Raw genomic sequence first — 13442 nt, 5'->3', positions numbered from 1 at the left:
GGCAACGAGTCGATCCGCTTCATGCGCTCCAGTGCCGACGCCAGGACGCGGATCAAGAGCCGGGAACAGGCTCGCAAGGCGCCAGCACAGACCACCTAAGACACCGAGGGGGAAGCCGTTCCGGGCTACGCCCTCCACGGCTTCCCCCTCGATCAAACCGACCACCAGGAGATCACCGACCCAGGCCACGACCTACACTTATCCACCGCCGGACATCATCAGACCGGCTCCCATCCCTGGCTCACTATTGGGTCGGCACGGTGGCTCAGAATTGCATCGGCGCACACAGTCACCGCCAGCAGGCGGGACCTGTCGCTGCCCTGGGCTTGCAGCAACGCATCGACGCGCGCCAGCACCTCCTGCGTCTGCGCCGCGATTCCCACGGCCTCGCTGCCCGCCGAAGTCTGCCCGCAGAGGTAGATCTGGCCGCCGTGGCACACGGCCTTACTCATCCGTGGGCCGGGTTGATAGCGCTGGATCCTGGTGCTCATGGTGCGAAGCGTCTCCATCGAGAAAGGTCATCGTTGCGAATGCCGACAGGGGAATCGGCTTGAGCGGCGAGCGCACGTGGTAGGCGCCGACCTCGGCAGGTTCCAGATCCAACTGCTGCGCCAGCAACTGCGTCACGGTCAGGCCGCACATGCGGCCCTGACAGGGCCCCATGCCGCAGCGGCTGAAGAACTTGGTCTGGTTCGGGCCGCGGCAGCCCAGGCTCGCCATCTCGCGGATGCGGCCTGCCGTGACCTCCTCGCAGCGGCACACGATCGTGGTGTCGTCCGGCGGGCACGCGATCCACGCAGGCGGCCTGTACAGCGCGTCGAGAAAGGGGCGCACGCTGTGCTGGCGGCGCCTGCGCCTGAGCAAGGGGGCTGCCAGTCGATCCCGCTGCGACTGCGTGATCCTGCCCATCGCGCAGGCCACATCCAGCGCCGCGAGATCCCCACCGAGCTGCGCGGCCAACGCCCCGGAAATGCCAGCGCCGTCGCCCACGAGGTGCACACCCGGCCGCGATGTGCGGCCCCACGGATCTGCGACAGGCCGCCACGCCAGCTGGCCCTCGTCCCATGCATGATCAATGCGCAGCAATCGGCTGAGCTGCGTGTTGGGCACGACTCCGTGGTGCAACAGCACCACGTCGGCGGCCAGCAGCTGCTCCCGCCCCCTGGACACGAAGCGCACCCCGCTCGCCGCGTCCGTCCCCTCGACACGGACTTGGGAGACACCCGCATGGTGCGGAACCCCCGCGCGCCGCAGCCTGCGCAACATGCGCAGGCCCTTGAGCAGATACTCGGGCGCCGCCAACGCCTTGGGCAGGTGGCGCAGGGCCTCGCGCCGATTGTTCGCCGGGGCCGTCTCCAGAATGCCGGCCAGCGTCGCCCCGGCATCCAGCAACTGGCACGCCACGAGCAGAAGCAAGGGGCCGCAGCCGACCAGGACCACCCTTCCTTCGGGAATCGAACCCGAGGCCTTGAGGGCGATTTGCGCCGCGCCGGCGCTCATCACCCTGGGAAGCGTCCATCCGGGCATAGGCGACGGCCGCTCGAGCGCGCCGCTGGCCACAAGAAGCCGGGGCGCGCGCATCTGTACGCTCCGCCCCTCGGCCAGCACGGAGACCGTCAGGTCCTCGGCCACGTCCCAGACCAACGCCCCCCGATGCACCTGGACCTCGGAGCGCTCCAGGCGCTCCACCAGTGCAGCGCCACGCGCGTAATCCTTGCCCAGCAGGCCGCGCACCTCAGGGGTGGCCCGGCCGACGTTGCGGTAGATCTGGCCGCCCGGCCGGGGCTGCTCGTCCAGCAAAACAGTGCGCAGGCCATGGGAGACGCAACCCAAGGCCGCGGACATGCCCGCCGGCCCACCGCCGATGACGATGCAGTCCGGGCTCATGCGCCGGACTCCGGGCTGCGAGCACCGCGCTGCCTGCGTACCTGCTGCCCTGCGCGAACCTCCACGCAGCAAGCCTGCACGTTCGCATGGCCGTCGAGCTCCACAAGACAGTCGAAGCAGGCACCCATCAGACAGAAGGGGCCGCGCTTCGCGCGCGACACCGGGGTCGTTCGAAAATCGTCCATGCCTGTTTCGAGCAAGGCGAGAGCCAAGGTCTCGCCTTCGCGCACGGCGACCGGTGTGCCGTCGACGTAGATAGTCACCACCTGCGCGGGAACGGCCGTTTCAAGAGCTTTGAACATGAAATCGCTCGGCTTGGAAAGAGGCCAGCTCGCGGGGAGCTTCGCCGCCGCGAACCCAGCCGGCGATGGCGCCGGCGTGTTGAGCAGCAAGGGTGATCCCGCTGTGGCAGGTGGCTACGAAGGCACCGGGGCATTGCCTGGAAGCCTGATAGATGGGCATTCCGTCGGGCGTCATCACGCGCAGGGCTCCCCAGCTTCGGACCACGTTGACATCGCGCAGGCGCGGAAAGCAGGACAGCGCCCGATCCGCGATACGGGCCAACTCGCGCGTGGTCGTTCGGTCGTCGAAGCCAACGTCCTCCAGGGAGTCGCCGATTTGCACGCTGCCTTCCCCGGTCTGGCGCACCTGACCCGTCGGCAGGTCCAGGAACGGTGCCATGCGCTCGGTCACCATCACTTGTCCACGATTCGGCCGTACCGGCGCTTCCAGGCCCACGAGGGGAGCGAGTTGGCGATTTCCCAGGCCGGCCGCCAAGACGATTCGGCGAGCCACGTGCGGTTGGCCCCCTGTGCTGACGTGGAAGGCTTCGCCCACCCGGCGGATGTCGCGAACACTCAAACCGCTGCGCAAGCACCCGCCCAATCTGTGAAAGGCCTCGACCAGGGCGCGCAAGAGGCGCAACGGGCTGACGTGCCCGTCCATGGGCGTATAGGTCGCGCCCACGACTTCCGGTCCGATAGCGGATACATGCTCACCCAGCGTGGTCCTGTCCCACACCTCGAAGGGGTAGGGCTCCCCGGCCTCGCCGGCGATGGATTCCAGCAGCTTCACTCGCTGCGCGAGCTCCGACTCGCCGAGGCACAGCATCAGGCCACCACGCTGCGAGAGCTCCAGTTCCACCCCCGAATCCGCGCTCAATTGCCTGGCGAAGTCGGGCCAGAGTCGTGCCGATTCGCGGCTCCACCGGGCATAGTCCGGACAGCTCGCGCCCTTGCCCTGCACCCACACCAGCCCGAAGTTTCCCCGGGCCGCGCGAAAGGCTTCGTCCCCCTCGTCGATCACCTCGACCGAGGCGCCGGAGCGGGCCAGGCCGTAGGCGATCGCCATGCCTACGACGCCGCCACCGATGACCAGGGTATCGCAGGGGCTGTGCGGGCTCATGCCGAGCCTCCCAGCACGCGCTCGACGCCGTAGAAGCGCTCCAGAAGCAGCATCAACACAAGCGCCATGACCATCAGCACGGTCGAGACCGAGGCCAACAGGGGATCTATGGTGTTCGCGATATAGGCGTACATCTTCACCGGCAGGGTCTGCGTCCTGGGGGAGGCCACGAAAATGGTCATGCTCAACTCGTCGAAACTCGTGATGAAGGCGATCAGCCACCCTCCGGCCACCCCCGGAAGGATCATGGGAAGCTGCACCCGGCGGAAGGTTGTCCAGGCCGAGGCGCCCAGCGACTGCGCGGCCTGGCCCACGGTCCCATCGACCCCGGTGGCCCCAGCTACGACGAGGCGCACGACATAGGGCAGCACCACCACCACGTGGGCGACGACGAGGCTGAACATGGTGTCCTCGGCGCCGATGCGGGTCAGGAAGCTCAGCAGCCCGATGCCCAGCACCACAGGCGGTACCGCCAGCGGTGACAGCAGCAGCCCCAGGAGCGCACCGCGGCCCGGGAACCGGTACCAGGCGATCGCCAGGCCCGCGGGAACCGCCAGCAGCACCGACAGCGTCGCCGCGGTGGTGCCCAGCTCCATGCTGCGCCAGAAGGCCGAGATGAATCCGGGGTGGTCGGCGATGTCGCGGTACCAGCGCAGCGAGGCGTCGCCGAAGGGCATGGCGATGTAACCCTTGCCCGTGAAGGAGACCAGTACCACGATGAGCAGCGGCGACACGATGAAGGCCAGGAACGCCACGTGGAAGGCCAACAGCAGCGGATGGATGCGCCTCACTGGAACACCTGCCTGAAACGTCGCTCCACGGCCCGGTTCAGGCCCATGGAAATGCCCACCACCAGCAGCACGAGGGCCGCGGACAGCGCCGCCCCCAGAGGCCAGTTGAGGGTGTTGAGAAACTGCTCGTAGATGGACATGGGGACCACCTTCAGGCGCCGCCCGCCGATGATCGCCGGGGTGGCGAAGGCGCTGGCCGAAAGCGCGAACACGATCAGCCCGCCCGACAGCACGCCCGGGACGATCTGCGGCAGCACGATGCGCCACAGCACCCTGGACGCGCCCGCGCCCAGCGATTCGGCCGCCTGCTCGGTGGCCGGGTCGATGCGCTGCAGCGAAGCCCACACCGCCAGCACCATATAGGGCACCAGCACATGAACCAGCGCGATCACCACGCCGGTATAGGTGTACATCAGGGGCGCCGGCCGATCGCTGATGCCCAGCGCGCGCACGAGCTGGTCCAGCAATCCGCCGGCGCCCAGCAGGATGGCCCAGCCCAGGGTGCGCACGATCACCGACACCAGCAGCGGACCCAGCACCAGCAGCAGTGAAAGGGCGCGCCAACGCTTGGGGAGCCGGCTGAGTACGTAGGCCTCGGGCACCCCGATGAAGATGCAGACGGCCGTCACCATCAACGCGACCGCGAAGGTGCGCGCGAAGATCACCCCGTAGTAGGAGTCCGAGCCGATCTCCACGTAGTTGGCCAGGGTCGTGCCGTGGCCGATCTGCCCCGAGGGCAGGAAGGGATGGAAGCTCAGCGCGAACGTAAGCAGCAGGGGCACGGCCACGAACAGCGCGACCGCGAGCGTGGCGGGGGCCGCCAGCCCGTAGGGCACCACCGAGGACGGCTCGCGGCTCATGAGGCTTGCCTCGGCAGCAGGCGAACGTCCTCCGCCGACCAGGAGATCCCCACCTGCGCGCCTTCCTCGGGCATCGCCGTGCCTGCGTTGGCCTGCGCTGCCTGCAGCGCGCCCACGGGGGTCTCCAGCAGGTACATCCAGTGGTTGCCCTGGAAGCTGCGGGCACGGACGCGGCCCGTGAGCAGCGCGTTCGCGGCGACCAGGCGGATGCGTTCCGGCCGCACCATGTAGTCGCAGTCGCCGTCCGGCGCGCCGGGAAGGACCGGCAGGCTCAGCGTATCGATCAGGAAGGCGCCCCGGCCGACCCTGCCGTACAGCACGTTCGCCTTGCCCAGGAAGGTGGACACGAAGCGCCCGTTGGGACGCTCGTACATCGCATAGGGCGCATCCACCTGTTCGATGCGGCCCTTGTTCATCAGAACGACCCGATCCGCCAGGCTCATGGCCTCGGCCTGGTCGTGGGTCACCATGATGGTGGTAATGCCCACGCGGTGCTGCAGGGCCCGCAGCTCGACCTGCATGTCCTCGCGCAGTTTGGCATCCAGGGCCCCCATGGGCTCGTCCAGCAGCAGCACCGGCGGCTGGATCACCAGGGCCCGGGCGAGCGCGACGCGCTGGCGCTGCCCGCCCGAGAGTTCCCGCGGGTAGCGGTCGGCCTGACCCGACAGATTGACCGCCTCCAGCGCCTGCGCCACGCGCTCCCTGCGCGGCGCCGCCGGCACCTTGCGCATCTCCAGGCCGAAGGCCACGTTTTGCGCCACGGTCATGTGCGGGAACAGGGCATAGCTCTGGAATACGATGCCCAGGCCCCGGCGGCAAGGCTTGAGCCCCGTGATGTCCTTGCCGTCCAGGCGGATCTGCCCGGCGGTGGGCTGGACGAAGCCGGCGATCATCTGCAGGGTGGTCGTCTTGCCGCAACCGGAGGGCCCGAGCAGGCAGACGAACTCACCCTTCGGGATGGAAAGGCTGAGCTCGTCGACCGCGACCGTGCCGCCGAAGCGCTTGCTCAGACCGTGCAACTCGAGAAAGGCCATGATGGTCGGAAGCCGCGGACGGACTCACTGTTCCAGCGTGCGGTCCCAGCTGGAGGTCCAGGCGGCGCGCTGCTTGTTGATGATCGCGTAGTCGGGCTGGACCAGCTGCTTGACCTGTTCCGGGCCGAAGACCACGCGGCTTTGCACTTTCGGCGACAACGTGGTCTTGGGATTGACCGGCCCGAATCCCGCCTTCTCGGCCAGCAGCGCCTGCACCTTCGGCGAGACCAGGTACTGCACGAACTTCTGCGCCAGCGCCTGCTGCGGCCCGCCCTGCACCACGCAAGCCTCTGACATCAGCACCGGCGCTCCCTCCCTCGGGTAGACGAACTTCACCGGGGCGCCCTGGTCGGCCACGGCCTGCACCCGCCCGTTGCCCCATACCACCAGGGCCGCCTGTCCAGTCTGCATCATCTGCGCCATCGTGCCGGGCGAGCCCACCCACGCCACCACGTTGGGCGCGACCTGCTGCTTGAGCACCTGGAAGCCGGGCGCGATGTCCTTCTCGCCGCCGCCGTGGATGCGGGCCATCATCACCAGGGTCAGCAGCCCGTAGCCATTGGTGATTGGCGGAATGACCACGCGCCCCTTGTATTTCGGATTCGCCAGATCCATCCACGAGGTCGGCGCCTTCCAGCCGTGCTTGGCGAACACCGCCGTGTTGTAGCCCAGGCCCACCGCCAGAAGCCCGATGCCGACCGCTTGCCCCTCCGGCAGCCTGGCCAGGGGATAGATCTCCCGGATCGCGCCCTCGTCGGACAACTTGGCGCACAGCCCCTGCTGAACCGCCTGGGCCATCGGGCCGTCGTCGATGATCGCCACCGACAGGTCCTCATGACCCTTGCGGGCCATCAGCTTGGCCAGCGTGTCCGTGGAGTTGCCGGGTACGTACACCACCTGGGCTCCGGTGGCGGATTCGAAGCCGGGGATCACCGACTTCTGCAGCACGTCCTGGAAGGACCCACCATAGCCGCCCACGTACAAGGTGCCCGCGGCCTGCGACACCACGGGAACCGACACCGCCAGCGCGGCCAGCAGCCCCACAACCGAGTGCTTCGCCTTCATCTATGCCTCCTGTCTATGGATTGTTCCGCGCCGCTTTCGCGCGCCGTCATGGCGCATGGCTGCTGCGGATGGGCCCATCCTAGGTGGAACAGGAAGCGAAAAACAGTGAAAATGCGCTCGTTGTTGATGCCCAATTGTTATACATGAAAACCCAGCTCAGCTTCCGCCAGATCGAGGCCTTCCGCGCGGTCATGGTCGCCGGTACGGTGGTCGGCGCGGCGCGCCTGCTCAACGTCACCCAACCCGGAGTCAGCCGCACCATCTCGCTGATGGAACTGCGGCTGGGCTACGCGCTGTTCCATCGCACCGGGCGCCGCCTGGTTCCGACGCCCGAAGCCGAGGCGCTGTACAGGGAGGTGGAGCACCTGAGCAGCGGGCTCGAGCGCATTTCCCAGTTCGCGCACGACCTGCGCTACCAGAAGGCGGGCGCGCTGCGCATCGCCTGCCTGCCGGCCCTGGCGCAGGGCCTGGTGCCGCGCGCGGTCGCGCGCTTCCTGGCCTCGCGGCCTAAGGTGTCGGTGTTCCTGCAAAGCCTGCCCTCGCGCCAGATCGCGGAGCTCGTGGCCACGCGCCAGTTCGACCTGGGACTGGTGGAGCTTCCGCTCAACCGCTCCGCCATCGAGGTGGTGCCGCTGGGAGAGTGCCGGTCGGTCGTCGTGCTGCCGCCCGGCCACGCGCTGGCGCGGCACGAAACCCTCTCCCTCAAGCAGCTGCACGGCGAACGCATGATCCTGCTTTCGCAGCAAAGCGTGTTGCGCTACCAGATCGACGAGGCCTTCTCGCAGGCCGGCGCCGTGCCGGAGGTCATCGTGGAGACCCCCAGTTCCTCCATCGCCTGCGCGCTGGCGGCCGCGGGAGTCGGCGCGACCATCGTGTCCAAGTGGACGGCCGACCCTTACCGCGAGGACGGCGTGCACGTCCTGCCGCTGGCCGAGACGCTCGAGTCACGACATGTGGTGGTGTACCCGAGGCTTCCCTCGAGAATGCACCTGGCGGAGGCCTTCGAGATGGAGTTGCGGGCGCTGCTGGATTAGGGCGGGGGTCATGTTCCTTCGGGAATGTCCACGACAACCCGTGGATATTCAGTTCGGGCTTCCCAGGCGCTGCCGCAAGTACTCTCGCGTCGTCTCGTCGGTGCAGTACACGAAACAGCCCTTCATGCCGCGTGTCATCAAGGTCCGGTAGGTGTTCTTGATGATCAGGTCGGCCTGGGCCCGTGCCGCCAGCGGCTCGTCGCGGGCAAGCCGCCGGTAGCCGCGCAGGGTTCGGTCCTGCGGGGCGCGGGCCGCAGGGTGGGTGAGCACCTGGCCGTCGCGCGCGACCAGGTCGGGGCCGATGATCACACCCACATAGTCGAGCTCCAGGCCCTGGCAGGTGTGGATGCAGCCGACCTCGTCGATCGAGTCCGGCGCGATGATCCACAGGGCGCCGTCCTTGTCCAGGTTCCAGCGCCGGCGGTAGTCGTCTCCGATCACGATGTCATGCGCGGCGGGGTCATTCCGGCTGAGCCACGGCCAGCAGTAGCCCGCGACCACGCGGGCCTTGTTGTGGGTGTTGCGCGCCGCGATCGCCGCATGAAGCTCCTGCGGGGTGTCGAACACGCGGAAGTCGAAATCGCCAGCATCCAGCGTGGGGTTGGCCGTCTCCCGGATGCCCAGCACATGGTCGAGCCAGGCGATGTAGCCATCGGACCCGCTGCAGCGGAACTGCGACGCCAAGGCCATCTCGCCGAGCTGCACGCCGGGCCGGTCCCGCGCGAAATCGCCGATGAGCTGCCGCGTGCCGACGTCCTGCAGCGCGACGCGCTGGTCCTCGTCGAGGAAAAACACCGTGCAGCGCGCCGCACGGATCAGCTCCTTGACCTGATGCTCGCCCAGGTTGCCGTACAGCCCGCTTTTCTCGTTCAGGCGATGGGCCTCGTCGACCAGCAACACGTCGAAGGCATTGGGCGCGGCATCGACGAAGGCGCCCGAGCTCTTGAACAACTCGGCGAAACGCGTGCGCTTGATGGTCCCGGCGAGCCGGCTTTCGTAGACCCGGCGCGGCGCGGCGTTCTTCGACACATAGCGGGTGTTGAGCCCGGCCTCGATCAAGGCCACCAGCAGGTTGATCGCCAGCACGGTCTTGCCGGTTCCGGGACCACCCTCGACGATCAACACCCGCGGGCGCTCGTCGGTGGCCTCGCGTGCGGCAGCCAGGGCCGCCTCGTACACCTGCTTCTGCTCGTCGATCAGCACGAATGCGGGGTTGCCGCGCAGCATCAGCGACAGACTGTCCGCCAAGGCCTTGGACGGGCGCATGCGCCCGTTGACCAGTTCATGCAGCACCGCCCCGCCGTCGCCGCGGCGCACGCGATGCTTGATGAAGCCGCGCAGATCCTTCAACTCGCCTTCGCCCTTCAGGAACAGCGGGGCGCGGGCCAGATGCTCGGCGTAGTGCGGGGCATCCAGCACCCCGTCGCGACGGTAGTTGTTCAAATACGCGCAGGGCGAGATCGCGATGTCGCGGCTGTGCACCGCCTCATTGAAATCGCGCAGCAGCGTGGCATACGACCAGGCCTGGTACGAAGGATGCACGACCTCGCGCTCGCCGTGGCCGAGGTAGGTGAGCACGATGGCGTCCTTCGGCGTGGCCGCCGCATGCTCCCACTGCTTGAGCTCGATGATCACGGCCTGCTTCACCCCTTCGTGGTCGAAGCCGGTCAGCGTGACGTCGATGCGCTTGGAGCTTTGCGGAATGTGCAACTCCACCGCCACGCCCATGTCCTGCGGCAGATCCTCGTCGCGCAGCACGCGGGCGAAGGAGGCCAGCGAATGACGCCAGGACAGCAACTCCGCGCGGCCGACGGGATGCCCCGTCACCCGCACGAAGCGATCGAGCACGACTTCCTCGATGTCGCGGTGGTCGTTGTCGAACAGAAACTGGCGCTTGTCGGCCTCGTAGACGATCACGGCTCCCCCCTGGAGCGACGGCACCGGTCTATGGGACGCCGGTGCATCTTCTGCTGCTGCCGAAGACTTTATCCGAAGGATACTTGCGCGGCTCGGGGTCAAGCCGGCTGGACGTGGTCGGTCTCGGCCGCCGCCTCGTGAGGGCAAATCCCGGCTTTCGCTTCCGGCGCAGCCCGCAATGTCCTGCAATTTGAGAGGCCGTAATCGTTCGATTACAATCAGATCATGGCTTACACGCTCAAGCTGACCAACGAGTTCTCTTGTTGGATCCGGGGGTTGAAGGATGCCCTGACCCGGCAACGGCTCAGCAAACGGCTGCGCAAGGCCCAACTAGGAAACCTCGGTGATGTCGAGTCCGTGGGCGAGGGCGTGTTCGAAATGCGCGAGCACTTCGGCCCCGGCTGGCGGATGTACTACGTCCACCGCGACCAGACGTTGCTCGTCATGCTCGGGGGCGGCGAGAAGTCCTCGCAGCAAACTGACATCCGACGTGCCATCGCGCTTGCGAAGTCCTTGGAGGATTGACCATGCCCCAGAAGATCAAGGTTTCAGAGCTGCCCGAATTCGATGCCTCCGAACTCCTGGCCAGCGAGGAGGACATCGCGGCGTACCTGACGACGGTACTCGAGGAGAACGACCCGGCCTTGCTGGCAGCGGCCCTCGGCGATATTGCACGAGCCAGGGGAATGTCTCAAGTCGCGAAGGACGCGGGTATCGCGCGCGAGGCGCTTTACAAGGCGCTGCGCCCGGGCAGCGAACCACGCTTCGAAACCATCAGCCGCGTGTGCGCGGCCCTGGGCGTACGCCTGGTCGCGCAGCCGCTGCACCCGGCAGCCGCCGACTTCGTCAAGCTATAAGCGGGCCGGCTCTCAAGAAAACGCCGGGCCGCCCCAAGTTTTCTTGACCCCCACGGGGGGCGCGCTGGGCGCAGCCCGGCCCTGGGGGCGCTCAACAGGTGCTGATGACACATTCACAGCATGTAGCTCGGCACGCTTGCGTGCAACCTACGAATCGGACGGAGATCGACCCCCGCCGACTTGCCTGTTGGCGACCATGATGACTAAGGCCGCTGCCTGCAACGGCGCCCTCCACCAGGCGCTTGCACCAGATGCCTGTCCCTTCGGCCCGTGTCGCTCAGGCGCGAGCGGCAAAGCGGCGGCGGTCGGCATCCGGATGCATGAGCAAGGCTCCGAGCAGGCCGCAGACGAGCACGAACACGCCGGCCATCACGAACCCGTTGCGAAATCCGGCCGCGGCGTTCGCGCCAAGGTCCACGAGCCGGCCCATGACCACCGGCGCGATCAACCCCGCGACGGTCTGCACCGAGTTCATGATGCCGAGCATCGCTCCGCGCTGCGGGGCCGGCGTAATCTCGCCGATCAGCGCAGCGCCGAGTGGGAAGATGATGCCGCAGACGGAAAACGCCACGCCAACCGTCGCAATCTCGGCGACCCTCCCCGAAAGCATGGGCATCAGCAACATGGCGCCGCCACTGATCATCACGCACAGGCCCCCGAGTCCGCCTCGCGCGATGCGGTTGGACACACCGCGCAGGCTCAGCCGTTGCGACACGAAGCTGACCGCCGGGCCCAGCAGGATCTGCGCCAATGCCGGCAGCACGACGATCCATCCCACGTCCATCTGGGTGAACCCCGCGCTCTGGATCAGGTAACCGGCGAGCCAGACCACGTTCAGGGTCAGCACCCAGTAGGCGGCGAAGCCGGCCACGAACACCCCCAGCGCGGTGCGACTGAAGATCAGGCCGGCGTAACCGACCCGAGGCTCGGCCGCCGAGATGGGTGCAACGGGCGCGGCTGCCACCGGCGCGTTACCACCTGCACCCTCGCGTCCGACGACCAGCCAGGCCACCGTCCACAGCAGGCCGGCAACGCCGAGGGCCGCGAAGGCTACGTGCCAGGTGTAGTGGACGATGATCAGCACGATCAGCGGCGCCACGATGCCGGCGCCGAACGGAGCACCCGTGATGACGACGCTGGTCGGCAGGGTGCGCCGCTTGTCGTCGAACCATTTGTACACGGCATGTAACGCCACCGGCAATGCGGGCCCCTCGCCCAGGCCCAGCACGATGCGGCTGCTCAGAAGCAAGCCCAGGCTGACCTGCCCCGCCATAGGAAGCTGCGCCAGCGCCCAGATCACCGCCATCAGCGCCAGCACCGGTTTGGTGCGGATTCGATTGACGACGAATCCCCCGATGACTCCGGAGACGGGAAACAGTAGGAAGAAGGCGCTGCCGATCAGACCGAATTCGGTATGGCTGAGGTGCAGCTCATGGATGATCGGGACCGCGGACAAGCCGATCACCGCCTTGTCGGCCCAGTTGATCAGCATGAACAGGAACAGGAGGGCCACCACGGCCCAGCCACGCCGGCGTCCGGCATTCCCTACAGGGGTATCGATGTCGTTCATGAGAATCTCAAGGATTGACCGAGACCGAGCCGTGCGGCCTTTTCCAGCATGGCGTGGCCAAGCGCGATGTCGCTCAGACTGAGGCCGCGGTGCCAGAACAGGATGGTCTCGTCCTCGCGTTGCCGGCCGGGCTTGTGTCCGGCCACGATTTGCCCGAGCTCAGCGTGCAGGCTTTGCTCGGTCAACCGCCCCTCATCGACATGCCGACGCAGCGCGCCATACGGCAAGCCCTTGCGGCACTGGCTCCAGTCGTCGACGACGACCTTGCTCATGATGTCGGTGAGGGAGAGTTCCACCGCGCTCATGGTCCCGTAGGGGATGACCAGCGCGCCCTCGCGGATCCACTGCGTGCGCAGCATCGGCCGCGGCTCCGGCAGCCGAGAAGCCTCGACCACGATGTCGGCGCCACGCACGCAGCTTTCCCAGTCCTCGGTGACCTTTACCGGCTTGCCCAGATCGCGGGCCAGGCGCTCGGCGAAGGCGTTTCGACTCTCCGGGCGGCGCGAATGCACGCGGATCTCGTCGAAGTCGAAGAGATGCTCGAGCAGACGCACGTTCCAGTAGGAGGTTCCGCGCGCACCGATGTGTCCGAGCACCTTGCTGCCCTTCCTGGCCAGATACTTGGCGCCCAGCGCGGTCATCGCGCCGGTACGCATGTCGGTGATTGAGGTCGCATCGAGGAAGGCTTTCGGAACCCCGGTCAGGGGGTCGAGAAGGGTCAGCGTGGCGAACTCCGAAGGCAGCCCCAGCTTGTAGTTTTCGACAAAGTCTCCCACCACCTTGACCCCGGCCAGTCCGAGGGGCCTGATGTAACCACGCAGGACGTTGAAGTGTCCCTTGGCCGAGTCCTCCGGAACAAGATGCACGCGCGGCTCGATGACGGTCTGCCCGTCCCCCTGGGCGCGTAGTCCGTGCTCGACGGCATCGAGGATCTCCGCGTCGGTGAGCGCCAGTCGTTCAACGTCGGGGCCGTTCAGATAGGTGAGGTAGCTGGGATTCATCGTGGGTTCCGGAAAATCGTGG

The 13442-nt window shown here is 67.4% G+C and carries 14 protein-coding genes; 3 read left to right on the top strand and 11 right to left on the bottom strand.

The window, feature by feature from the left end:
* Positions 1-218: 218 nt before the first annotated feature.
* From D466_RS22090 to D466_RS0116385, 8 genes are read right to left on the bottom strand one after another with little or no spacing between them, the layout of a single operon-like run.
* A complete protein-coding gene (locus tag D466_RS22090) occupies positions 219-452 on the bottom strand; it encodes a hypothetical protein (protein ID WP_156004378.1) in 234 nt (77 codons plus the stop codon).
* Entirely contained in the window at positions 445-1887 is a 1443-nt protein-coding gene (locus D466_RS22085; protein WP_018914801.1) for an FAD-dependent oxidoreductase, read from the bottom strand. The genes D466_RS22090 and D466_RS22085 overlap by 8 nt, the downstream gene beginning before the upstream one ends.
* Positions 1884-2189: a (2Fe-2S)-binding protein gene (locus D466_RS0116410; RefSeq protein ID WP_026285383.1), complete on the bottom strand. Its 306-nt coding sequence runs from the start codon at positions 2187-2189 to the stop codon at positions 1884-1886. The genes D466_RS22085 and D466_RS0116410 overlap by 4 nt, the downstream gene beginning before the upstream one ends.
* The gene (locus D466_RS0116405) at positions 2173-3291 is read right to left on the bottom strand and encodes an FAD-binding oxidoreductase (RefSeq protein ID WP_018914799.1); all 1119 of its coding nucleotides are present in this window, start codon (positions 3289-3291) and stop codon (positions 2173-2175) included. Before D466_RS0116405 ends, D466_RS0116410 begins: the two co-directional genes overlap by 17 nt.
* Entirely contained in the window at positions 3288-4082 is a 795-nt protein-coding gene (locus D466_RS0116400; protein ID WP_018914798.1) for an ABC transporter permease, read from the bottom strand. The genes D466_RS0116405 and D466_RS0116400 overlap by 4 nt, the downstream gene beginning before the upstream one ends.
* Positions 4079-4942 carry an ABC transporter permease gene (locus D466_RS0116395; RefSeq protein ID WP_018914797.1) on the bottom strand — a complete coding sequence of 288 codons (864 nt, stop codon included), beginning with the start codon at positions 4940-4942 and terminating at the stop codon, positions 4079-4081. Before D466_RS0116395 ends, D466_RS0116400 begins: the two co-directional genes overlap by 4 nt.
* The gene (locus tag D466_RS0116390) at positions 4939-5976 is read right to left on the bottom strand and encodes an ABC transporter ATP-binding protein (protein ID WP_018914796.1); all 1038 of its coding nucleotides are present in this window, start codon (positions 5974-5976) and stop codon (positions 4939-4941) included. The genes D466_RS0116395 and D466_RS0116390 overlap by 4 nt, the downstream gene beginning before the upstream one ends.
* A gap of 24 nt (positions 5977-6000) precedes the next feature.
* Positions 6001-7041, bottom strand: coding sequence for an ABC transporter substrate-binding protein (locus D466_RS0116385; RefSeq protein ID WP_018914795.1), 1041 nt, complete (start codon positions 7039-7041; stop codon positions 6001-6003).
* A 143-nt stretch (positions 7042-7184) separates the two neighbouring features.
* Between D466_RS0116385 and D466_RS0116380 the strand changes: the two genes are divergently transcribed.
* On the top strand, positions 7185-8075 hold the full coding sequence (locus tag D466_RS0116380; RefSeq protein ID WP_018914794.1) for a LysR substrate-binding domain-containing protein: 891 nt from the start codon (positions 7185-7187) through the stop codon (positions 8073-8075).
* Between the two features lie 48 nt (positions 8076-8123).
* Here D466_RS0116380 and D466_RS0116375 read toward each other — a convergent pair whose 3' ends face one another.
* The gene (locus tag D466_RS0116375) at positions 8124-10016 is read right to left on the bottom strand and encodes a DUF2075 domain-containing protein (RefSeq protein WP_231385756.1); all 1893 of its coding nucleotides are present in this window, start codon (positions 10014-10016) and stop codon (positions 8124-8126) included.
* Between the two features lie 201 nt (positions 10017-10217).
* On the opposite strand from D466_RS0116375, the gene D466_RS0116370 reads away from it, so the two are divergent.
* Both D466_RS0116370 and D466_RS0116365 read left to right on the top strand, forming a co-directional pair.
* The gene (locus D466_RS0116370; RefSeq protein WP_018914792.1) at positions 10218-10517 is read left to right on the top strand and encodes a type II toxin-antitoxin system RelE/ParE family toxin; all 300 of its coding nucleotides are present in this window, start codon (positions 10218-10220) and stop codon (positions 10515-10517) included.
* Positions 10518-10519: 2 nt separating this feature from the next.
* Positions 10520-10849: an addiction module antidote protein gene (locus tag D466_RS0116365; protein WP_018914791.1), complete on the top strand. Its 330-nt coding sequence runs from the start codon at positions 10520-10522 to the stop codon at positions 10847-10849.
* Between the two features lie 277 nt (positions 10850-11126).
* On the opposite strand, the gene D466_RS0116360 is transcribed toward D466_RS0116365, so the two are convergent.
* Positions 11127-12419, bottom strand: a complete 1293-nt coding sequence (locus D466_RS0116360) for an MFS transporter (RefSeq protein ID WP_026285381.1) — start codon at positions 12417-12419, stop codon at positions 11127-11129.
* Entirely contained in the window at positions 12416-13420 is a 1005-nt protein-coding gene (locus D466_RS0116355; RefSeq protein ID WP_018914789.1) for an ornithine cyclodeaminase family protein, read from the bottom strand. Before D466_RS0116355 ends, D466_RS0116360 begins: the two co-directional genes overlap by 4 nt.
* Between the last annotated feature and the right edge of the window lie 22 nt (positions 13421-13442).

The sequence above is a fragment of the Thiomonas sp. FB-6 genome, assembly GCF_000377645.1.
In the GTDB taxonomy this organism is placed as follows: Bacteria; Pseudomonadota; Gammaproteobacteria; order Burkholderiales; family Burkholderiaceae_C; genus Thiomonas_A.
The sequence above is the reverse complement of the archived record's forward strand: the minus strand, read 5'-3'. Positions and strand labels throughout refer to the sequence as shown.